Source organism: Arthrobacter sp. 05T444, from assembly GCF_056395905.1.
Genome location: NZ_JBFTKK010000002.1, coordinates 240,009 through 262,151 on the forward strand (window position 1 = coordinate 240,009; position 22,143 = coordinate 262,151).

Consider the following 22,143-nt stretch of genomic DNA (forward strand, 5'->3'; position numbering starts at 1 on the left):
ACTGGGCTTCCGCGGTTAGTCTCTTGGGGTGACTAGTGAAACCTCAGCGCCCGTGCGCCCCAAAACCGCCATCGATGCCGTCGCAGACGCCTACACGGACACGCTCATCCGGCTCGATCCGAGCCTTGCCACCACCCTGGGCGTGCCTGGCCACGACACGGAGTTTCAGGACTTTTCGCCTGCCGGGATCGAAGAATTCGCTGCCGCAGCCCGCGAGACCCTCGATGCCCTCGCTGGGCTGGCTCCCGTGGACGACGTGGACGCCGTCACGCTGGATGCCCTGCGTGAACGCCTCGGGCTGCAGCTGGAGTTCCACGAATCGGGCTGGGATACCGCCGAACTGAACAACATTGAATCTCCGGCCCAGAACATCCGCTCCATCTTCGACCTCATGCCCACGGAGACTGAGGAGCACTGGGAACACATAGCCGGCAGGGCCGGCAACGTACCCGGCGCCATCCGCGGCTACATCGAGTCCCTCCGCTCAGCCAGGCAAGCCGGTCGGGTATCCGCTTCGCGCCAGGTGTCGATCGTCATCGAACAGGCCACCAAGTACGCAGCAGGGGACGGTTTTTTCGCGAAGCTCGCGGCCGGCGCCAAGACCGCCGACGGCCCCCTGCCGGCCGGGCTCCAGGAAAAACTCGACGCCGGCACTGCCGCCGCCCGCACCGCCTATGCCGGACTCGCAGCGTTCCTCAGGGATGAACTTCTGCCCGCCGCCCCCGAAAAGGACGCCGTCGGAAGGGAACGGTACGCCCTGGCCTCCCGCGGTTTCCTCGGGGCGGCGGTGGACCTGGAGGAAACGTATGCGTGGGGCATCGGGGAACTCGAGCGGATCATCGCCGCGCAGGAAGCCGTTGCCAGTGAGATCCGGCCCGGGGCTTCGATCGCGGAAGCCAAGGAAATCCTGAACGGCGATCCGTCCCGCCAGCTGAAGGGCACCGATGCCCTGAAGGCGTGGATGCAGGAGCTTTCGGACCGTGCCGTGGCCGACCTGGCCGACGTTCACTTTGAAATCCCGGATGTCATGAAGACTCTGGAGTGCCTCATCGCTCCGACAGACGAGGGCGGCATCTACTACACCGGCCCGTCGGACGACTTCAGCAGGCCGGGGCGCATGTGGTGGTCCGTGCCGGCCGGCGAGGACACGTTCACCACGTGGGCGGAAACCACCACCGTGTTCCACGAGGGCGTGCCCGGGCATCACCTCCAGATCGCCACTGCCGTCTACCGGCGCGAACTCCTGAACAGCTGGCGCCGCAACGTCTGCTGGACCTCCGGACACGGCGAAGGCTGGGCACTGTACGCGGAGAAGCTGATGGAGGAGCTTGGCTACCTCAAGGACCCCGGCGACCACATGGGCATGCTGGACATGCAGCGGATGCGGGCTGCCCGCGTGGTCTTCGACATCGGCGTCCACCTGGAGCTGGAGGTACCGGCGCGCTGGGGATCAGGTACGTGGACGCCGGAAAAGGGCTTCGACTTCCTCAAAGCCAACCTGGAGATCAGCGAGGGGCAGCTGCAGTTCGAATTCGCCCGCTACCTCGGCTGGCCGGGCCAGGCACCGTCCTACAAAGTGGGCCAACGGCTGTGGGAGCAGATCCGTTCGGAACTGGAATCCCGGCCCGGCTTTGATCTCAAGGCGTTCCACACCAAGGCACTGAACATCGGGTCCGTCGGGCTCGACACACTCAAGCGCGCGATGCTCGGGTAGGTCTCACGCTGATTGAGCCTGTCGAAATCTCGGGCCCAACCGCCCACCGCTGATTGAGCCTGTCGAAATCCCGGGCCCAACCGCCCACCGCTGATTGAGCCTGTCGAAATCCCGGGCCCAACCGCCCACCGCTGATTGAGCCTGTCGAAATCCCGGGCCCGGGGAGATGTCTGCCATATGCGCTGTGGGAACTGCTTCACAAAGCGTTGGATTGGTGCCGAATGTACGACGATCACAGCGTGACGGGCAGAGAGCACTTAGGCCTCTCGGTCACCTTCGCCATTGGAGCGAACGCTGGACTGTGCCTGATCACCGTCCTGCTCGTGGCACTGCTGCTGCGTAAACCGGCGAAGTCATGATCCTTGCCCCCTAGCGATTCGCTTCGAATGGCTAGGGGGCAAAATTGTCCTCGTAGGTTCCTCGAACCGAATAGCGGAGCCGATGATCAGCTGACCCAGCGGGCCGATGTCGGGGCAGTGAACGTCGCTATTTAATAATCCTCTGCGACCACTTGCTCGCTTGCTGCCACTCGGACGCACTCCAGCACGGGTGTCCGGAGTACGTCTCCGATGCACTCTGCAGATCCCCCTACGTACACGCTGCGCGCATAGATGTCATTGCCGACTGCCCAGGAACCGTCCTCGGGGATCCACCAGAGAGGCATATCCGCCTCTCTAGCCGCCGCAGATGGGCCCACATCTACAAGCGAACCGTGCAGCACATGCATCTGCCTGCCATAAGAGCCAAGGACAGTCTCCGAACCACGGTAGGCATCATTTAGGCCGGCGTAACCCGCCCACGCAAGAAAATAGACAGGGTCTGGAGTCTGGGTGTGTTCACCCAAAACGGACGCCAACGCAGCCGCTACCTCCATGTCGATGCCGCCCATTATCGGGTCCAAGCGGGGCAGTCCAGAGGCACCGGGCTGGATGGCGACATCCCGCCATTGCGTGCGACCGGTAATAGTGGCGGCCTTTCCAGCCACTTCTGTCCAGCTCCTGGAGACTCCGGTAGCGCGAGCAGGGTTGAAGACCCGGCAAAATGCTGGAAGGTCCATGGGAAAGAACTCAGACACAGTGAGTTCCGTTTTTGCATTTCCACCGCGCATTTCAGAAAGCCAGGAAGGGAGAGCTGATCGCGCCGGCGTCTTCATTCCGACATGGTAGTCCTACTGTCCTAAATCGAATCGCAGGAGTTGTGGTGGCATCCAGAACGCCAGGATCAGAAGCGCAGAGACAACCGGGGGCAATGGTCCGGAGAATATTTCCGACAACTTATCCCAGCCGGCAGCAACCAGATCGCCGCGGGTGACAATCCGAATGAAATGGCAAATACAAGAACGGTCAGTACCGCTTCTGCGAGTCGAATCGTGGCTGGTCTTGACCAGATTCGGCCCACTCGTGGGCGAATTGGGGGGCCGCGATTGAATTGAAGGCCGGATGGGCTTAGGAGGAAACCCTGTCGGCGACCCGCCGCCGGAGGCGGTCGGCGAGGATGCCATCCCGTGCTAGCATCGCCACAATCCACACGCGACCGCATGCAAGTCGCATTGACTCAGGAGGTTCGCGGTGCCAGACACCACCTGCCACATGTCAATCTCGCTGGACGGCTTCGTCGCCGGGCCGGACCAGAGCCGCGAGGACCCTCTGGGCAAGCGGGGGCTGGAGCTGCACGGCTGGCACATCGGCGACCCGCGAGCGAACCATGCCGACAAGGTCGCGAACGAGTGGCTCATGCGCCCGCGGGGCGCGTATGTAATGGGTCGGAACATGTTCGGCCCGATCCGCGGGGACTGGGATGAGGAATGGACCGGGTGGTGGGGAGCCGAACCGCCGTACCACGCGCCGGTGTTCGTGTTGACCCATCACGGCCATGACCCCATCCAGATGGACGGCGGGACGACCTTCCACTTCGTCACCGAGGGCTTCGACGCGGCCTACTCCGCAGCGTGCCAGGCCGCCGGGGACAACGGCGTGGACATCGCCGGTGGGGCCTCGACCGTCCGACAGGCACTCATCGCCGGCGTGATCGACGAGCTCACCCTCGACATCGCACCGGTCCTGCTCGGTTCGGGCGAGCGCATCTTCGACGGGGTTGAATCCTTCGGCTTCGAACCCGCCGAGGTGCTTCACTCACCGCTGACCACCCACATCCGCTATCGCCGGCGTCAGCTAACTCCGTAGGCGCTGCCGGCCTCCCGCACGGCTGTCAACGTGGCCGGGCAGGCCCTCGTACCCGCCCTTGTGGCCAAGCGCCGGGGCATCCTGGACGAGGCGCTCTGCACCGCACCCCCCGCTCCAGTGATCCCTTCTCGGATGACTCCCCCGCGGATGACCGGGCAGCCGCCGATGGTTCCGCCGCGGCTGCGCAGGGCCGGGAGCTGGCCGACCCCAGGCATAGCTTAAGCCGAATCGCCGCCGGGGCACCTGCCGTGCGCGGGCGTTGGGGTAGGGTACCGTCCATGGACGTCATCCTGGTTCCCGGATTCTGGCTGGACGCTTCTTCGTGGTCGGAGGTGACGCCCCCGCTCGTCGCGGCGGGGCACCGCGTCCACCCCATGACGCTGCCCGGCCTGGAGGCAGCAGACGCACCGCGTGCCGGCATAGGCTTGCGCGACCACATCGACGCCGTCGTGGCGGCGGTAGACGCGCTCGACGGCCCGGTGGTGCTGGTGGGCCACTCGGGCGGTGGCGCGATCATCCATGGCGCCATCGACAGGCGTCCGGACCGCGTGGTTCATGCCATCTACGTGGACAGCGGTCCGCTGGGAGAGGGCGGCGTCATCAACGACCAACTACCGGCCGAAGGGGACGACGTGCCGCTTCCGCCGTGGGACGGCTTCGACGACGAGGACCTCGTCGATCTGGACGACGGGCTGCGGACCATGTTCCGGGCACGCGCCATCCCGGAGCCCAAAGGCGTGGCTTATGACCGGCAGCATCTTCATGACGAGCGGCGTTACGAAGTCCCGGCCACCGTGATCGCCTGCGAGTTCCCGACGACCCTGCTCACCGAGTGGATGGACGCGGGCCACCCGTACGTGGAGGAATTGGCACGCATACGCGACGTCGAGCTGGTGGACCTGCCAACGGGGCACTGGCCGCAGTTCACCAAGCCGGCCGAACTGGGCGCGGCTATCCTGGCCGCGGTCAACCGCGCCTCATAGCCCGCGCCGGACAGGGCACGCAGCATTCGGAAGCGGCGCAGCATTCGGAAGGCTAGTGGCCGCCGCCGATCACGCCGTTTTCGACCGCCTTAGTCACCGCGTCCGCCTCAGCCTGCGTCAGCGTGCCGTCAGTAACCGCCTGGTCGAGGCGCGACTTCAAAGCTGCCGCCCGGCTCTTCTGCGCCTCAGTGCGCAGTTCTTCCAGTGCGGTCTTGACCTTGGCCTCGTCTATTCCGAGGGACTGTGCCAGCGATGCGGCCAATGCCGACTCCATCGCAGCCTGGTCCGGCTTTTGCCCGTCGGCGCGGGGCGCAGAAGGCCGGTTTGCATCACGGAATGTCCTTAGCGCGTCGGCGACCTTGGCCTGATCGACGCCCAGTTTGGACGCGAGCGCCGCGGCCCTATCGCCGTGTTCCCCGTGACCGTGTCCGTGCCCATGCCTGCCCCCGCCGTCGAACCGCTGCGCGTCGGGAGCATTGCCGGAAGGGCTACTGGAGCTGGGCGTTGGAGTCGGAGTGGCCGTCGAGGCGGCAGCCATTCCCGTCACACCAAACCCGGCACCAAGCGCCACGGCCGCCATGCCAAGGCTGAGTGCCATTTTCTTCGTACGCTTCATGATCTCTCTCCTGGATCTGCCTTACGGAGACGACGGCTCCATCCTCGCCGGCCGTACCGGCCATGAGACCAGCTTGCACCACCCACATAAGTGGCGGCTATGAAGGGCCTGTGAAGTACATATGAATCCCGTGCGGAACCTATGACGGCTGAGGCTGACGTTGAGGGCTTTTCTTGCGCAGAGTGCAAAGATGCACGTAGTGTAACTGCGTGTTCACTTCCATTTCTCCGCCGGCCGCCCAGCCGCCGGCATCACCTTCGCGGCGCGAACTCAACAAAGCCGCGACCCGCCAGGCCATCTCGGATTCAACCCTGGGGCTTCTGCGCAGCGCAGGCCCCGGCAATTTCACCGTGGAGGACATTGCCGAGTCGGCAGGCATCTCCCGCCGCACTTTCTTCAACTACTTCAGCAGCACCGAGGCGGCCATCGCTTCGGTGACGCACGGCTTCCTCGACACTGCGCTGGAGCAGTTCCGGCTCCGACCGGCGGACGAGCCCATCCTTGAGTCAGCCCGCGCAGCCCTCGTTGAGCTCGCCGACCCCATGACGGTCGCACCGATGGCCGAGCTCTTCAGCCTGACTCATGCCAGTCCCCTGCTGGCCCGGTCCGAGCTTGAGGCGTGGGACCACTGCACCGAGCAGATCATCGCTGCCGCCCGAGAGCGCGCCGCCCGGAACCCGGCCGTGGACATGGACGGGGACATGGACGAGCTCTACCTGCGGGCCCTCGCCGCTTCCGTCATCTCCTGCGGGAAGGCCGCGATGGAGGTGTGGTTCAGCCGCTGCGGAACAGACCTCTCGGCGGAATCACTGGCCATCCTCCGGCAACTGCTGATCGATTCGATGGCACTGCTGGGTTCCGGCTTCGCCGCCTCGGCTCCGCAGCACCCGGATTCTCCGGCATCCCAGCCCCTACAAAGCGACTCCCCTGCCCCGCACTCCTCAGAACGGTCCTGACATGGCACTTCTGCTTTACCGACTCGGCAAGTTTTCCTACGGGCACCGGTGGATCGTCATCTCGCTCTGGCTGGCGGTCCTCGTGGCTGTCGGCGGCTCAGCAGCCGCGTTCCACGGAACCATGTCCAACAATTTCCAGATCCCGGGTACTGAAACCCAGCGCATGCTGGACAAGCTGAAGCAGGATCTTCCCCAGTCTTCGGGAGGTTCCGCGGGAATTGTCTTCGAAGCCAATGACGCCCGGTTCAGCCAGGCCGGAAAGGACGCCGTCTCCGCCGCCCTCGCCAAGCTGGAGACTCTCCCCGATGTCCAGGGGACCGTGGATCCGTTCGCCACCCAGGCGCAGGTGGACAAGGCCGCCGAGGCCATCACCGCCGGTGAGCAGAAGGCGGCGGCGGGACAGACCGAGCTGGATAGGGCACGCGCTCAGCTCGTGGCGGGCAAGGCCCAGCTCGACGCCGCCGCGCAGCAAATGTCTGCCGCCGGGCTTCCGGCGGCAGAGGTTGAAGGGCAGCTGGCGCAGCAGAAAGCAGCCCTCGCTGCGGGTCGGGAAAAGCTCGACGCCGGCATCAAGGAACTGGAGACCGGCGCGGCAAATCTGGCACTCGCCAAGCGCCAGCTCGCCGCTTCCCAGGGGATGCGTTTTGTCTCCGCTGACGGCAAGGCCGCCATCGCCCAGGTCCAGTTCAAGACCTCGATCAATGCCCTGGCGCCCTCGGTCAGGGAGCAGGTCCAGGACATCGCCAGTGGGGTGGACTCCGCTGGGGTCACCGCCTTGGCCAGCAAGGAAATCACCGAGGATGTCTCGGAACTGTTCGGCATCTCCGAGATCGTAGGCATTGCCATCGCCGCCCTGGTCCTCATCGTCATGTTGGGCACTCTGATTGCGGCCGGGCTCCCGCTGCTCATGGCCCTCGTGGGCGTGGCGGCCGGGGTGGGCGGAACCTTTGCCCTGACGGGGGTAATTAGCATGAGCTCCATCTCGCCCATGCTCGCGCTGATGTTGGGCCTCGCTGTCGGCATCGATTACTCACTGTTCATAGTCAACCGCCACCGGAGCCAGCTGCTGGCCGGCATGGAGGGCGAAGAATCGGTTGCGCTGGCGACGGGCACCTCCGGCAACGCCGTACTTTTCGCCGGGCTGACCGTGATCATTGCCCTGGCCGCACTGGTGGTCCCCGGACTGCCGTTCCTCGCTGTCATGGGTGTGTCGGCCGCCGCGACCGTGGCCGTCGCCGTCGTCGTGGCCCTGACCCTGACTCCGGCAGTCCTCTCGCTAGTGGGCAGGAAGCTCATCTCCAAGAGGGCCTGGGCGAAAGCCGAGGCGCACAACGCCGCGCCCGGCCACGACGCAGAGGACCGGGCCAAGGAAGAGCACCGGAGCAGCCACGGCTGGGGTGGGCTGGTCACGCGGCACCCAGTTCTGGCGCTGCTCGCCGGCGTGGTCCTGCTCGGTCTGGTGGCGCTGCCGGCCAGCCAGCTCCGGCTGGCGCTCCCCGACGGCGGTTCCGAACCGGTGGATTCCCAGGCCTTCAAAGCCTATGACGTCACCGGCCGAAGCTTCGGCGAAGGCGTCACCGGCCCCATCGTGGTGGTGGGCGATTTCCCCGCCGGACTTAGCGAGTCCGAAGCGCAGACCAAGCAGTTCGACGTCGCCGACATCCTCCGAGGCGTGGACGGCGTCACCGCCGCGGTCCCCGTGGCGCTGAGCGAGGACCGCCGCACCGCGGTGTTCCAGGTGATCCCCAAAGAAGGCCCGGCAAGCGCCAGCACCGTCAGGGTGGTTTCCGAGCTCCGCGGCCGGAACGCGGAAATCAGGGACGCCACGGGAGTCAGTATCGGGCTCACCGGCCAGACCGCCGGCAACGTGGACGTCTCCACGAAGCTCGGTGACGCCCTGCCGCCCTATCTGGCCATCGTCGTCGGGCTTTCCCTGATCCTGCTGCTGCTGGCGTTCCGCTCCGTCGTGGTGCCGCTGCTCGCCACCGGCGGTTTTCTGCTCTCACTCGCCGCCGCGTTCGGCGCGGTGGTTGCCGTCTACCAGTGGGGCTGGCTGGGGACCGTGTTCGACGTCGCAAACCCGGGTGCGGTGCTGAGCTTCCTGCCCATCATCCTGATAGGCGTGCTGTTCGGGCTGGCCATGGACTACCAGGTGTTCATCACTTCCGGAATGCGCGAATCGTACACGCATGGGCAACCGGCCAGGCACGCCGTTCGCAGCGGGTTCAGCCACGCCGCAGCCGTGGTCACCGCCGCTGCGATCATCATGGTCAGCGTCTTTGCCGGCTTCATCTTCTCGCACCTGACCATGGTCCGGCCGCTTGGCTTCGCGATGGCCTTCGGCGTGCTGGTGGACGCGTTCGTGGTGCGCATGACGATCGTCCCGGCCGCAATGTACCTGCTCGGCGATAAGGCTTGGTGGCTGCCTCGCTGGCTGGACCGCATCCTGCCCGACGTGGATGTGGAAGGCGCGCGCCTCCGCAAACCAAGCACGACGGCGGCCGCTGCCTCTGTGCCCGAACCCGCCGAAGCTCCGGCCGGCTGATCTCGTCTGGCGCTGCTGGCAGCTTTCGCACCGCTCCTGCGACGTGGAGGTGCATTCTCATCCTGTCGCCCCACCTGATGTTCAAGCAGCTGATCGCAAGTGGGACGCCTACGCTGCCTCGCATCCCTAGGCCGTCGCCGCGTCGCCCGACTGCACGCTCGAACACTTCGGTGATGCGAAACGACTCGCCAACGAACTCCTCGGCGTTGTCCTGAGCGGAAGAAAACGCGCGACATCGGTCTGGCCACCCGAGCACGCGGACGGGCACGCGCCGCAACAGTGAAGGTGCACGGCTGCATGACACGGCGGACCACTCGCTGCCAGCTCAGGCCGCGCGAGGAGCTTCCGCCGCGAGCACACCCCTTGCCCGCCTACGAACCTTCGCGGAGCGCCGGAGTTCACGTCTGCGCCGGCAGGCTTCCGCGTTCGAAGCGTCAAGCTGAGTTCCGGGCAAAGGTGGCGCAGTGGAGCGGTAACTGTGGTCCGTCGGGGTCCGGATTTCGAGAGTGTGCCTGAACCGGCCGGCGTCGCGGGAACCAAGGGGCTTCACTGTCCAACCAGGCGCTTCTTTAGTGTGGTTGCAGGCTTCGCAGAGCCCGGCACCGTTTCCGTGGGTGGTGGGTCCGCCGCGATGCCACGGAACGATGTGGTCATAGTGGCGGACCGGAGCATCACAGTACGGGGCGCGGCAGGTGTGGTCGCGGGCCTCGATGAAGCGGCGCAGCCCGGCGGGGAACAGTCTGGCCCGGGAATCCATCGCAACCAGCTCTCCGGCACCCGGAGCCGCGTAGAGCCGTCGCAGCCATGCCTCAACGTCGTTGGAAGCGGAGAACACGCCTTCCATTGCAGCGGCTTCCTTGACGGCATCCCTTGCCCAGCCCGCCGGGACCACACCGTAACCGGGCAGCCGGGCCGGTTCGGAGTCGCCCTGGAACAGCGTGCGGTCGGTCATGATGAGCTGGATCTCGATCCCCGTGATCCCGCCTGGTGTAACCGTGATCCTTTCAACCAGGGCGTCGGCCATGATCTGCCCCCGGGAACGTTCATCCCCGCCGGAGCGGAGGGAGTCCGCGTGGCGGCTGAGCGCTGCGTGCACGGCCACACCGGCCGAGACGGGCAACAGGGCGGTCAAGTAGCACATGGTGTCCGGAGCGGGACGGAGGCTGACGTGCCGTTCGGTGGCGGCGTGGGCGGCGCGCTGCGTGACGGAGCGCGGGTCGCGGCGATAGGCGGCGGTACGGGCGGCGGCCACCAGTGCCCGGTCTCCTACACCGGCCAGCGTTCCTGCGTCGGGCGCGAGTTCCTCGTCGACGCCACAGCGGTCCGCGGAGGACAGACACGCCGTTTCGCGCACCAGCAACGTGGCCCGCCACTCGTTCAGCTGCCCCGCCTCCAAGGCAGCGAGCGTGTGCGGCATCTCAATCACCAAGGCCTTGGCCAGGCCCAACAACCGGTTTCCCTTGGCCGGGGATTCGCGACGCGCGAGGGCAATCTGTGCTCCAATGCCTGCCCCGAGCTGGTCAGCGGGGATCCCGACGTCAGACTTCTGCCGGCGCTGCAGCTGGTCGAAGGCGACGGACAGGCGGGCCTGACGGGCAGCCAAGGCAGACTTTCTGTCTTCCAGTGTCCGGATCTCATCAATCAGGCGGGCACCGTCCTGCTCGGCCATGCCTGCGCACAGGGCTAAGGCTGCATCGTCCGTTGCCGGCGCCTGACAGCAGCTGCAGGCGCAACCGTACCCCACTGCGGCCGGAACCGCGTCGGACCCCCAATTACCGTTCATAGCTCAAGTGTCGCTGTGGGCTCTGACAATAAGGGCCATCACGTTACTGAGGGCCCGCCGAAGCCGATCATCCGCTTCGGCGGCCATCGGGGAGGCCCCCATCCCGGACGTAGCTGCCGGCACACGGCTGAGGACGACCGCGACTTCAAGACGCGTCCTAACGGTCCTCAGTGCAGAGCTCAGCTCGTCCAGCCGCCGGTAGTGTTCGATCAGCCCGGCAGTATCCTCGGGCAAAGTCATTTCCCGAAGCATGCGGTTCCCCATGGTGATCAAGCCACGGCTGTCGTAATCATCGCGTCCGGCCATTGTTGAGGCCCCTTCCGATCCCTGATTCCGTCGATGATGCAAGTGTTCCTGTGGGCTGTGACATTTAAGGGTGGGCTGTTGCAGCGGATCCGAAACGGCTTCCGGGATTAGGCTGGAGCGGTGACCCGCCTCATTCTTGCCTCCCAGTCCCCCGCCCGCACCAAGTTGCTCAGCAACGCAGGCATCGCTCACAAGGTCCTCGTCTCCGATGTGGACGAGGACGCCGTTCAGGCCCGCTACGGCGTGACCGACCCGCACGATACCGCCCTGCTGCTGGCCCGGGCAAAGGCCGAGGCCGTAGCCTCGCTTCCGGAGGCCGAGGGCGCCCTGGTGATCGGCTGCGATTCGGTCTTCGAGTTCGACGGCGAGGCCCACGGCAAGCCCTACACCCCGGAGGTCGCCAAGGAGCGGATGCTCCGGATGAGCGGCAGCATGGGCGTGCTGCACACCGGACACTGGCTCGTGGACTGCCGGGACACCGATTCAAATGACGACGGCGGCCCCGGCTCCGGGGCGACGCTCGGTTCCGTCTGCTCCGCCGAGGTGCACTTCATGGACATGAGCGAGGCCGAGATCGACAGCTACATCGCCACCGGCGAGCCGCTCCAGTGCGCGGGCTCCTTCACGATCGACGGCTACGGCGGAGCCTTCATCCGCAAGGTCGACGGCGACCCGCACACCGTCGTCGGACTCTCCATCTCGACCCTGCGCGGGTTGCTGGGGCAGGCGGCGGTGGACGTCACCGACCTTTGGACCGGCGGGGCCGTTGATCCCGCGGAGGTCCGCGCAGAGTGAGTTGATTCGCAGCTCTTTGTAGCTTCCCTACAAAGGTTCGGGGCATTACGCGCGGAATCCGCAAGCAATATCGGCGGAACCCTCAAAATCGCGCTAGGCTCCCTGAAGGAAAGAAGGAGACGCCTTGTCAGCAAATTCGGAGCAGTCCGCAAGTCCAGAGCAATCCGCGGCGAGCGGCGGCCCTAACGCCAGCGCCATCGCAGGTGCCGGCACCACCGTCCCAAGCTCCGCAGGCGCCGCCCTGACGAGCTCCAAGCGACTGACCAAGGTTCTGATCGCGAACCGCGGTGAGATCGCAGTCCGCATCATCCGCGCAGCACGTGACGAAGGCATAGCCTCCGTTGCCGTCTATGCCGATCCCGACCGCGATGCCCTCCATGTCCGGCTGGCAGACGAGGCCTATGCACTGGGCGGCAATACCGCCGCAGAATCCTACCTGGTGATGGAAAAGCTGATCGAGGCAGCCCACCAGTCCGGCGCCGATGCCATCCACCCCGGTTACGGCTTCCTCGCTGAAAATGCGCAGTTCGCGGCCATGGTCATCGGGGCAGGCATCACCTGGATCGGACCGTCCCCGGGAGCCATTTCCGCCCTCGGCGACAAGGTCCAGGCCCGCCACATCGCCGAAAAGGTTGGCGCCCCGCAGGTTCCCGGCACCGCCGATCCCGTTGAATCCGCTGAGGAAATCCTCGAATTCGTGGACAAGTTCGGCCTGCCGGTCGCCATCAAGGCGGCCTTTGGCGGCGGCGGACGCGGCATCAAGGTAGCCCGCACCCGCGAGGAAATCCCCGAGCTCTTCGAATCCGCCGTGCGTGAGGCCACCGCGGCGTTCGGCCGGGGCGAGTGCTTCATCGAGCGCTTCCTGGACGCCCCCCGCCATGTTGAGACCCAGTGCCTCGCCGACGCGCACGGCAACGTCGTCGTCGTCTCCACCCGTGACTGCTCGCTGCAGCGCCGCAACCAGAAGCTCGTCGAGGAGGCGCCTGCCCCCTTCCTCACCGAAGAACAGAACCAGCGCCTCTACCAGTCCTCCAAGGCCATCCTGAAGGAAGCCGGGTACCTCGGCGCCGGCACCTGCGAATTCCTTGTGGGCCAGGACGGCACCATCTCCTTCCTTGAGGTCAATACCCGCCTCCAGGTGGAGCACTGCGTCTCCGAGGAAGTCACCGGGATCGATCTCGTCCGCGAACAGTTCCGCCTCGCCCGCGGCGAGGAACTGGGCTACGGTGATCCCGAGGTCCGCGGGCACTCCATCGAATTCCGCATCACCGGCGAGGACCCGGGCCGCAACTTCATGCCCGCCCCGGGCACGATCACCGCGCTGAAGAACCCCACCGGCCCGGGCATCCGCATCGACTCGGGCGTGGAGCAGGGCGACGTCATCAGCGGCAATTTCGACTCCATGCTGTCCAAGCTGATCGTCACCGGCAGTACCCGCGCCCAGGCCCTGCAGCGTTCCCGCCGGGCTCTGGAGGAGATGGTGGTGGAAGGCATCCCCACCGTCATCCCCTTCGACCTGGCCGTCGTCAGCAACCCGGACTTCGCTCCCGCCGAGGGCCCCTTCAAGGTCCACACCCGGTGGATTGAAACGGCGTTCGTCAACGACCTCCCCGCCTGGACGCCCGCTGGAGCCGTCTCCGAAGCGGAGGAAGCCGGCGAACGCCGGACCGTCGTGGTGGAGGTTGGCGGCAAGCGCCTTGAAGTGGCACTGCCCGCGTCACTCGGATTCGGCGGCGCGCCCACCGGCGGCGGAAAGCCGGCCAAGTCCAAGAAGCGGAGCCGCTCAGGCGGCGCCGCAGTGGCGGCCGGCGGCAATGCGCTGACCTCGCCCATGCAGGGAACTATCGTGAAGGTGGCCGTGTCCGACGGTGACGTCGTCGCCGAAGGGGATCTCGTCGTCGTGCTTGAAGCCATGAAAATGGAGCAACCGCTGACAGCCCACCGTTCCGGCACAATCACCGGACTGGCCGCAACAGCGGGTCTGACGGTGGCCGCGGGCGCCGTCATCACCACCATCGAGGACTGATCCGCTCTAAGGCCGCCCCACCCCGAGGTGACGCGAAACAGCACATGAAAATGCCCGGTGTGAATTTCACACCGGGCATTTTCATCTGCCGAACCAGTGGGCCGGCAGGAACCGAGGCGTCAGGCCACGTTGTTTTCGTAGTCCAGGTCCCGGGTTTCCTTGCTCAGGAAGAGTGCAATCAGCGTCAGCACTGCCATGACGCTTAGGTACACGCCCACCAGGACCGGGCTACCCTTCGCCGTTTCCCACAGCCACACGGCGATGAACGGCGCCACGGCCGCACCGAGGATGCTGGAGACGTTGTAGCTCACGGCCGATCCCGTGTATCGGACGTTGGTCGGGAACAGCTCTGGCAGCAGGGCGCCCATGGGTCCGAAGGTGAGGCCCATCAGGGTGAAGCCGAGGATCAGCACAGCCATGGTGCCCACGAAGCCGCCGCTGAACAGCGGGACGAACAGCAGGCCGAAGACAAAGATGCCCGAGGTGACGGCGATTAGCATCTTGCGGCGCCCGTACTTTTCGGCCAGCGGGCCTGAGACCAGCGTGAAGATTCCGAAGAACACCACGCCCGCGATCAGCATCCACAGGAAGTCGTTGCGCGTGTAGCCCAGGCCCGGGACAAAGGCAGCGGCTGCGGCCTCGGTCATCGGCTTGCCGGTCTTTTCCGCTGCCGCTTTGGCCGCTTCCAGAGTGGCCGGGCGGGTGCCGTAGGTCAGCGTGAAGGTGGTCATGAGGTAGAACAGCACATACGTTGCCAGCATGATGAACGTGCCCAGGATGAGCGGACGCCAGCTGGACTTGAAGACCCGGCCGATGGGGAGCTTGGCCACTTCGTTGGATTCGAGGACCTTTGTGAAGGCCGGCGTTTCGATGAGCTTGAGCCGCACGTAGAGGCCGATGATCACCATGACGGCGCTGAGCAGGAACGGCACCCGCCAGCCCCAGGCTTCGAAGGCGGCCGGGGTGAGGGTGTAGTTGGCCACCAGGAAGATCACGTTGGCGATGATGAAGCCGATGGGCGCGCCCAGCTGCGGGAACGTGCCGTAGATGGCGCGTTTGTTGGCCGGGGCGTTCTCGGTTGCAAGGAGGGCCGCTCCGCTCCATTCGCCGCCGAGGGCCAGGCCCTGTGCAAAGCGCATGATCACCAGCAGCGCCGGAGCCCAGAACTGCCAGCCCGGGACCGTGGCCGTTGGCAGGCAGCCGATCAGGAACGTTGCAATACCCATGGTCAGCAGGGACGCCACGAGGGTGCCCTTGCGGCCGAACTTGTCCCCGAAGTGGCCAAAGACCACGGATCCAAGCGGGCGGGCGATGAACGCGACGCCGAAGACTGCGAAGGAGCTCAACAGCTGGGTGGTTTCGTTCTGGCCCGGAAAGAACAGCTTCGGGAAGACGAGCACCGCGGCGGTGGCGTACACGTAAAAGTCGTAGAACTCGACGGTGGTGCCGATGAGGCTCGCGACGATCACGCGGCCGCGCGAGTTCACCTGCTTGGCGGAGCCGGGCTGCGAGGTGGCAGTGGATGACATGTAGTGGCGCTTTCACTAGGACTGGACGGACGATGCTTCCGACCGCCGTCCAACTACGGGATAAAACAGAGTTCAATATTAGTTCCCGCAGTCCATTCAATGGACAAATCGTCCACCATGCGGACAAATCGGGTTGTCTCAAAATGGCGTCGCCCAGTTAGCCTAACGCTGCAGGCAGAAGGCTGATAGGCAAATGTCACAGCACGTTAACAAACCGCGACCGTCCGCGAAACGCGGCTTCCCTACCTTGGAAGAACAACATTCCCCAAGGAGGTACACCGTGACTGCTGACCGCCCCGCAGATACCGGCACCGGCAATTCCCTCGATCTTGCCGCCGAGCCGTGGCTCGGAAGCGCCTCAGGTTCCGCCAACGCGCAGCCCGCTTCAGCCCCCACCACAGACGCCCCCGCCCTTGAGGTCCGCCCCGGCCGCTGGATCGCCAACTGGGATGCAGAGAACAAGCACCAGTGGGAAACCCAGGGCCGCGCCATTGCGCGCCGGAACCTCAACTGGTCCATCTTCGCCGAATTCCTCGGCTTCGTTGTCTGGCAGCTCTGGTCCATCGTTGTGGTCCAGCTTCCGGCCGCAGGCTTTACCTTCAGCACGTCGGAAATCTTCTGGCTCATCTCCATGCCGAGTCTCGTAGGCGCCACGCTCCGCATCCCCTACACCTTCATGGTCCCGCGCTTCGGCGGCCGGAACTGGACGATCGTTTCGGCGACACTCCTTCTGATTCCCTCGGTCGGCCTGGCGATGTGCGTCTCCAACCCGGACACACCGTTCGGCGTCATGCTGCTCGTGGCGGCCCTGGCCGGCTTCGGCGGCGGCAACTTCGCCAGCTCCATGGCGAACATCACCTTCTTCTACCCGGCGCGTGAAAAGGGCTGGGCCCTGGGACTGAACGCCGCGGGCGGAAACATGGGTGCCGCCGTCGCGCAGCTTGCCGTTCCGATCGCCATCACGCTCCTTGCCGCCGGCACTGTCAACCTTCCGGTCGCAGGCCTCATGTGGGTTCCGCTGATCCTGATCGCTGCCTTCGGCGCCTACAAGTACATGGACAACCTCACGAGTGCCAAGGGAGACGTGGCGGGGTCGCTGGCCGCCCTGAAGGAACCGCACCTGTGGATCATGGCCCTGCTGTACATCGGCACGTTCGGCTCCTTCATCGGTTTCGCCGGCGTGTTCCCGAAGCTCATCAAGGACTACTTCCCCGCCTTCTCCTCCATCGGAGTCGGCACCGTAGCCCTTTCGCTGGCCTTCCTCGGCCCGCTGGTCGGCTCCCTGGCCCGCCCCTACGGCGGACGCATGGCTGACCGCATGGGCGGCGCCCGCATGACCGTTGCAGCCTTCGCCTCCATGGCCGTCATCACGCTGACGATGATCTGGACGCTCCCCCTGAAGAACTTCTGGCTCTTCCTGGTCCTGTTCCTGATGCTCTTCACCGCCAGCGGCTTCGGAAACGGCGCCACTTACCGCATGATCCCGGTGATCTTCGCCATCTCCAGCCGGGCAGCCCGCTCCGGTGCCAGCACGGTCACCACTCAGCGTCTGGCTTCCTCGGCCCTCGGCCTGATCTCCGCAATCGGCGCCTACGGCGGGTTTGTTATCCCGCAGGTCCTGAACGCCTCCAACACGGCCAGCGGCTCCTACACCCCGGCGTTCTACGGCTTCGTCGGCGCCTATGTGCTGATGCTGGCGGTCTGCTGGTTCTGCTACATCCGCAACGCCAACCGAAACGCGATGGGACACGTCTAACATGACCAAAAGCGCCGACACGCACTGCCCTTACTGCGCCCTGCAGTGCGCCATGACGCTCAAGTCTCCAGCGGCTCTGACCCCGGCTGTCCAGCCGGGGTCAGAGCCCGTGCCGGCTGCGCCGGCCCTTGAAGTCAGCGGCCGCGAGTTCCCCACGAACCGCGGCGGCCTCTGCCGCAAGGGCTGGACCTCGGCATCCCTCCTGCACCACCCCGGGCGCGTCACCGAGCCTATGCTGAAGGGTCCCGACGGCGTCCACCGCCCCATCACCTGGGACGAGGCTCTGGCCCGCATCACCACCGCTGTCAAGGACACCCGCGCGAAGTACGGAGCCGACGCAGTCGGAGTCTTCGGCGGCGGCGGCCTCACGAACGAGAAGGCCTACCAGCTGGGCAAGTTCGCCCGCATCGCGCTGGGCACGTCCCGCATCGACTACAACGGCCGGTTCTGCATGTCCTCCGCGGCGGCGGCCGGCATGCGCAGCTTCGGCCTGGACCGCGGGCTGCCGTTTCCGCTGGAGGCACTGGACACCGCCAGCACCATCATGATGCTCGGCTCCAACGTCGCCGAGACCATGCCGCCCTTCGTCCAGCACCTGCAGGGCGTCCGCGACGCCAGCGGTCTGATCGTGGTGGACCCCCGCCGGTCCGCCACCGCGGCCTTCACAGCCGACGGCGGCGGCCTCCACCTCCAGCCCCTGCCGGGCACCGACCTCACCCTCCTGCTCGGCCTCGCCCACGTGGTCATCCACGAAGGACTCGTGGACACGGACTACGTCCAGGCCCGCACTAACGGTTACGACGCACTGGTCCGCAGCGTCAACGCGTTCTGGCCTGAGCGCGTCCAGTCCATCACCGGCGTTCCCGCCGATCTCATCCGCGAGACGGCACGCCGGCTTGCCGACGGCGCCCGCCGCGGCGGCAGCTACATCCTCACCGGCCGCGGCGTGGAACAGCACGTGGACGGCACCGACACCGCCACTGCGGCCATCAACCTCAGCCTCCTGCTCGGGCTGCCGGGCACCGCCCGCAGCGGCTACGGCACCCTCACCGGCCAGGGCAACGGCCAGGGCGGCCGCGAACACGGCCAGAAGGCCGACCAGCTGCCCGGCTACCGCAAGATCACCGATCCCGCGGCCAGGGCCCACATGGCCAAGGTATGGAATGTGCCGGAGGACCTCATCCCCGGTCCCGGACTGCCGGCCGTGCAGCTCCTGAAGTCCCTGGGACAGCCCGACGGCGTCCGCTGCCTCTTCGTGCATGCCTCCAACATCGCCGTCGCATCCCCGGACGCCAACTCGGTCATCGACGGACTCCGCAGCCTGGATTTCCTCATGGTCTGCGACTTCTTCATGTCCGAGACCGCCGCAGAGGCTGACCTCGTCCTGCCGGTGCTTCAATGGGCCGAGGAGGAAGGCACGCTGACCAACCTCGAAGGCCGCGTCCTCCGCCGCCGCCAGGCAATTCAACCGCCTGCCGGAGCCCGCAGCGAGCTCTGGATCATGTCGCAGCTGGCTGAGGCCCTGGACGCGCCGTCCACCTTCAGCGACGACCCGGAGACTGTTTTCGAAGAGCTCCGGCTGGCATCCGCCGGCGGCCTGGCCGACTACTCCGGCATCGACTACGCCATGCTGGACAAGGGCGAGGCCGCCTACTGGCCCTACCCCGCCGGAAGCACCGGCACGCCGCGGCTGTTCCTGGACGCCTTTGCGCACGCGGGCGGCAAAGCCGTCATGACCCCGGTGGCGCCCCGCCGCCGTCGGACTCCGGCAGCGAATACCGACCCGGCGGCCAAAACCATGACCCTCATTACCGGCCGCCTGCTGGAGCACTACCAGTCGGGAGCCCAGACGCGGCGTGTCTCCGAACTCCTTGCTTCCCAGCCCGAAGCCAGGATGCAGATCCACCCCGCGGCCGCAGCGTCAATGGGCATCACCGACGGTGCGCTGGTTTCGGTGGCAAACGAGCGCGGCGAGGTGGTCTGCCGGGCAGAGCTCAGCACGGCCATCCGCCCCGAGACCGTGTTCCTGCCGTTCCACTTCCCGGAGCTGGAGAGCGCGAACCGGCTGACGGAAGCCGCCACGGATCCCATCTCCGGGATGCCCGAATTCAAATTCAACAAGGTATGGGTCCGGCTGGCCGCGAACGTACTAAACACCAGTGTTCTTCAGACATCGGAGGCCTCATGAGCGAGCAGATTGTAATTGTCGGATTTGGTCCGGTGGCCGCACGGCTGGTCGACGAGCTCCTGCCCGGCGTGCGGGCCGGACAAGTCGGGGTGACGGTCATCGGCCAGGAGGCCGACGCCGCCTACAACCGCGTGCTGGTGGCCGACCTCGGCGTGGGCCGCACCACTCCGGAAGCGCTGGCACTGGCCGACGCCGCGGTCCTCGCCGCGGACGGCGTTGACGTCCGGCTGGGCGTCAAGGTCAAGCGCGTGGACCGGGCACGGCAGAACGTCATTCTCTCTGACGGGACCTCGGCCCACTACGACCGGCTGGTCTTCGCCACCGGTTCCCGGCCGGTCATCCCCAACCTCACCGGCATCAACCCCGACCCTGCGGCCCCGGTCCTGCCGGAAGGCGTCACGGCACTGCGTGACCTGCGCGACGCCGAGGTGCTCCGCAAGGCTGTTGCCGGGCGCAAGCGGGTGGTGGTGCTCGGCGGCGGTGTCCTGGGCCTCGAGACGGCCCTCGCCGCGGCCGAGGAAGGCGCCACGGTTACCGTGGTCCACAACGGTCCGCACCCGCTGGGCCGCAACATCGACCGCGGGGGCGGCGCGGTGCTAGCCGCCAGCCTCCGCAACTGCGGTGTCCGCGTTGCCGGCAACGCCCGTTCCACGGGCGTTGAGCACAACGCTCCCGACGGCGGGTTCTCGGCTCTGCTGCTCGACGACGGTTCGGCGATCGACGGCGACCTCCTGGTCCTGTCCTGCGGCGTCCGTCCGCGTACCGAGCTCGCGGAGGGCTGCGGGCTGTCAACGGGGACGGGAATCCTCGTGGACCACCGCCTCCGCGCCCACCACGAACCGCACATCTTCGCCATCGGCGACTGCGCCGAGGTCCGCTGCCCGGAGCCGGAATGCATCGAATGCCGCACCGCCCGGGGACCGTCCGGCCTGGTGGGACCGGGCTGGCGGCAGGCCGAATGGCTCGCCGAATACCTGCTGCTGCTTGCCGGGGGCCCCCAGGAGGACGCGGACTCGTTGCCCGCCCTCCCCCAAGAGAAGCCCGGCGTGATCGTGCTCAAGGCACGCGGCATGAACATGGCCGTGGCAGGGGACAACTCGGCCGAGCCGTGGGACGAGGAAGTCCTGACAGCGGGAGCGGTCAACGGCCGGCCGCGGCTCCAGATCGCCCAGTGGGCCGATCCCGAGCACGGACGCTACGTGAAAATGACCACCCGCGGCGGTGTACTCGAGGGCCTGGTCAGCGTGGGCATGCCCCGGACCGCCGGCGAGCTGGTGCAGCTCTTCGAACGTGGTGCTGAGCTGCCCGCCGACCGATCCCTGCTCCTGCGGCTTGACGGACCGGACCAGCTGGCCTCAGCCGGCGCTTCCAGTGACCCGGAAAGCACCGTGTGCCGGTGTGCGGGCGTCAGCGGAGGCAAGATCACGGAGGCGGTGACGGGGGGCTGCTCCACCGTGGCAGAGGTTTCCTCGGCCACGCGCGCCGGCACCGGCTGCGGCGGCTGCCACGAGGACATCAAGGGACTCATCGAAAAACACTTCCAAGCAGCAGCTGCGTAAGGGCCGGGTCCCCCGCTCGGCCGCGTCACAGTTCGCGGGCAATACCCGGATGACAGGTAGCATCGGTGCCATGAGTGCCGACGACGACGACGACATCACCAAAGAGCTTCTGGCTGACGCCGGGAAGCTCACCGGCCTGAGCCTTGAGCTCCTGGGCCTGGACCCGCACCCCGATGAGATGACCGCAGAGCAGCGGCTTCAATTTGATCCTGAGGACCTGGAAGAGATGGCGTCCGTCGCTCCGGACGAGCGGCAGATGTCCGTGCGGCAGACGTGCCTCTTGGCCGGCCTCCTGTGGAATTCATCCAGTGTCCTCATCGACCAGCTGTTTCGGGATCTGGGAACGCTGAACAAGCTGGACGCAGTCACGCCTGCCGACATCGCCGGGACCTCGGTTCTGTCCTCGCTGCCGCCGCAGTTCGCCGCAAAGTATGACGCGAAGTTCACGCAGAAGTTCATTGTGGTTGCGGCGGACGTCACCGCGTCCCTGGCGCGGGGATGGACCGCTCCCGGCTGCCTTGCGGGCGAGCTCGCAGTGCGTTGCCTGCTCGATCAGGCCGAGATCACCGAGGACATCTACGAACTCGATCTTCCCGATGAGTGGCGGGCGAACGTTGAGGAAGTCCTGCTCGAGGACGCCGAGTGTGAAGCACTGTACTCCGACGAAGAACTGCACCCCGATGAAGCACTGAACTCTGATGAATTGCTCCCTGATGAAGCAGGCGCCAACGGCGCGGGAAAGCCTGACGTCCGGGATTGGTTCAAGCCCTTTACGCGCGGCGACGCCGTTCCCCCGTACGCCTGGTCTTAATAGCGTCCCCGGCCGGCTTCCGTGGCGGTGATGTTGAAGGAGGCGTCCAGCTTCACGGTCGCCAGCGAGCCGTCGGCCTTCGTGATGTGTGCCTCGTAGACGGCTCCCTCAGCGTCGTTTTCAACACGGTGGACGGCCGCGCCGGGGTTGGCGGCGAGGACCGCGCTCCGCACCCTCGTGGCAGTACTCCCGGTCAGCAGCTTCTCCGTGATCCCGTTGGCCTGGTGGCTGCCCTTGGCGGAGTCCGTGCTGGACTGGCTGCCGGCGTTGGTGCTTGATGCAATGACGGGGTAGCCCATGGCGAGATACGCACCGCCACCCACGAGGCCCGCGACGAGGGCAGAGTTCATTGCGACTTTTCTGACCGTATTCATGACTAGCTCCTGGCTTCCG

General features: G+C 66.3%; 16 protein-coding genes. 11 read left to right on the forward strand and 5 right to left on the reverse strand.

Features of this window, described 5'->3' with window-relative positions; all coding sequences use genetic code 11:
* Positions 1-28 precede the first annotated feature (28 nt).
* The 3 genes from AC1DD3_RS03305 (at position 29) to AC1DD3_RS03315 (ending at position 4,880) form a co-directional block, all read left to right on the forward strand.
* Positions 29-1,714: a DUF885 domain-containing protein gene (locus AC1DD3_RS03305; RefSeq protein WP_476880928.1), complete on the forward strand. Its 1,686-nt coding sequence runs from the start codon at positions 29-31 to the stop codon at positions 1,712-1,714.
* A gap of 1,568 nt (positions 1,715-3,282) precedes the next feature.
* Positions 3,283-3,897: a dihydrofolate reductase family protein gene (locus AC1DD3_RS03310; RefSeq protein ID WP_230119916.1), complete on the forward strand. Its 615-nt coding sequence runs from the start codon at positions 3,283-3,285 to the stop codon at positions 3,895-3,897.
* Positions 3,898-4,175: 278 nt separating this feature from the next.
* On the forward strand, positions 4,176-4,880 hold the full coding sequence (locus AC1DD3_RS03315; protein WP_230119926.1) for an alpha/beta fold hydrolase: 705 nt from the start codon (positions 4,176-4,178) through the stop codon (positions 4,878-4,880).
* Between the two features lie 52 nt (positions 4,881-4,932).
* Here the strand turns inward: AC1DD3_RS03315 and AC1DD3_RS03320 are convergent, their stop codons facing one another.
* The gene (locus AC1DD3_RS03320) at positions 4,933-5,496 is read right to left on the reverse strand and encodes a hypothetical protein (protein ID WP_476880929.1); all 564 of its coding nucleotides are present in this window, start codon (positions 5,494-5,496) and stop codon (positions 4,933-4,935) included.
* Between the two features lie 209 nt (positions 5,497-5,705).
* Between AC1DD3_RS03320 and AC1DD3_RS03325 the strand changes: the two genes are divergently transcribed.
* A complete protein-coding gene (locus tag AC1DD3_RS03325; protein WP_476880930.1) occupies positions 5,706-6,452 on the forward strand; it encodes a TetR/AcrR family transcriptional regulator in 747 nt (248 codons plus the stop codon).
* A gap of 1 nt (position 6,453) precedes the next feature.
* Complete coding sequence (locus tag AC1DD3_RS03330) at positions 6,454-8,997, forward strand: MMPL family transporter (protein ID WP_476880931.1); 2,544 nt, start codon at positions 6,454-6,456, stop codon at positions 8,995-8,997.
* A gap of 325 nt (positions 8,998-9,322) precedes the next feature.
* Here AC1DD3_RS03330 and AC1DD3_RS03335 read toward each other — a convergent pair whose 3' ends face one another.
* Positions 9,323-10,666: an HNH endonuclease gene (locus tag AC1DD3_RS03335; protein WP_476880932.1), complete on the reverse strand. Its 1,344-nt coding sequence runs from the start codon at positions 10,664-10,666 to the stop codon at positions 9,323-9,325.
* Between the two features lie 117 nt (positions 10,667-10,783).
* Complete coding sequence (locus tag AC1DD3_RS03340; RefSeq protein ID WP_230119921.1) at positions 10,784-11,020, reverse strand: hypothetical protein; 237 nt, start codon at positions 11,018-11,020, stop codon at positions 10,784-10,786.
* 186 nt (positions 11,021-11,206) lie between these two features.
* Here AC1DD3_RS03340 and AC1DD3_RS03345 point away from each other — a divergent pair, with 186 nt between their 5' ends.
* Together AC1DD3_RS03345 and AC1DD3_RS03350 are read left to right on the forward strand one after the other, a co-directional pair.
* Positions 11,207-11,881, forward strand: a complete 675-nt coding sequence (locus AC1DD3_RS03345) for a Maf family protein (RefSeq protein WP_230119922.1) — start codon at positions 11,207-11,209, stop codon at positions 11,879-11,881.
* Positions 11,882-12,122: 241 nt separating this feature from the next.
* Positions 12,123-13,907 carry an acetyl/propionyl/methylcrotonyl-CoA carboxylase subunit alpha gene (locus AC1DD3_RS03350; protein WP_230119927.1) on the forward strand — a complete coding sequence of 595 codons (1,785 nt, stop codon included), beginning with the start codon at positions 12,123-12,125 and terminating at the stop codon, positions 13,905-13,907.
* 119 nt (positions 13,908-14,026) lie between these two features.
* Here the strand turns inward: AC1DD3_RS03350 and AC1DD3_RS03355 are convergent, their stop codons facing one another.
* Positions 14,027-15,436: an MFS transporter gene (locus AC1DD3_RS03355; RefSeq protein ID WP_230119923.1), complete on the reverse strand. Its 1,410-nt coding sequence runs from the start codon at positions 15,434-15,436 to the stop codon at positions 14,027-14,029.
* A gap of 280 nt (positions 15,437-15,716) precedes the next feature.
* Between AC1DD3_RS03355 and AC1DD3_RS03360 the strand changes: the two genes are divergently transcribed.
* The 4 genes from AC1DD3_RS03360 to AC1DD3_RS03375 all read left to right on the forward strand — a co-directional run bounded on the left by AC1DD3_RS03360 (position 15,717) and on the right by AC1DD3_RS03375 (position 21,750).
* Positions 15,717-17,192, forward strand: a complete 1,476-nt coding sequence (locus tag AC1DD3_RS03360) for an MFS transporter (protein WP_476880933.1) — start codon at positions 15,717-15,719, stop codon at positions 17,190-17,192.
* A gap of 1 nt (position 17,193) precedes the next feature.
* Positions 17,194-19,380, forward strand: coding sequence for a molybdopterin oxidoreductase family protein (locus AC1DD3_RS03365; RefSeq protein WP_476880934.1), 2,187 nt, complete (start codon positions 17,194-17,196; stop codon positions 19,378-19,380).
* A complete protein-coding gene (locus tag AC1DD3_RS03370) occupies positions 19,377-20,939 on the forward strand; it encodes an FAD-dependent oxidoreductase (RefSeq protein WP_476880935.1) in 1,563 nt (520 codons plus the stop codon). Before AC1DD3_RS03365 ends, AC1DD3_RS03370 begins: the two co-directional genes overlap by 4 nt.
* 70 nt (positions 20,940-21,009) lie before the next feature.
* On the forward strand, positions 21,010-21,750 hold the full coding sequence (locus tag AC1DD3_RS03375; RefSeq protein ID WP_476880936.1) for a hypothetical protein: 741 nt from the start codon (positions 21,010-21,012) through the stop codon (positions 21,748-21,750).
* On the opposite strand, the gene AC1DD3_RS03380 is transcribed toward AC1DD3_RS03375, so the two are convergent.
* Positions 21,747-22,124, reverse strand: coding sequence for a PepSY domain-containing protein (locus AC1DD3_RS03380; protein ID WP_476880937.1), 378 nt, complete (start codon positions 22,122-22,124; stop codon positions 21,747-21,749). The genes AC1DD3_RS03375 and AC1DD3_RS03380 overlap by 4 nt on opposite strands.
* Positions 22,125-22,143: the final 19 nt, after the last annotated feature.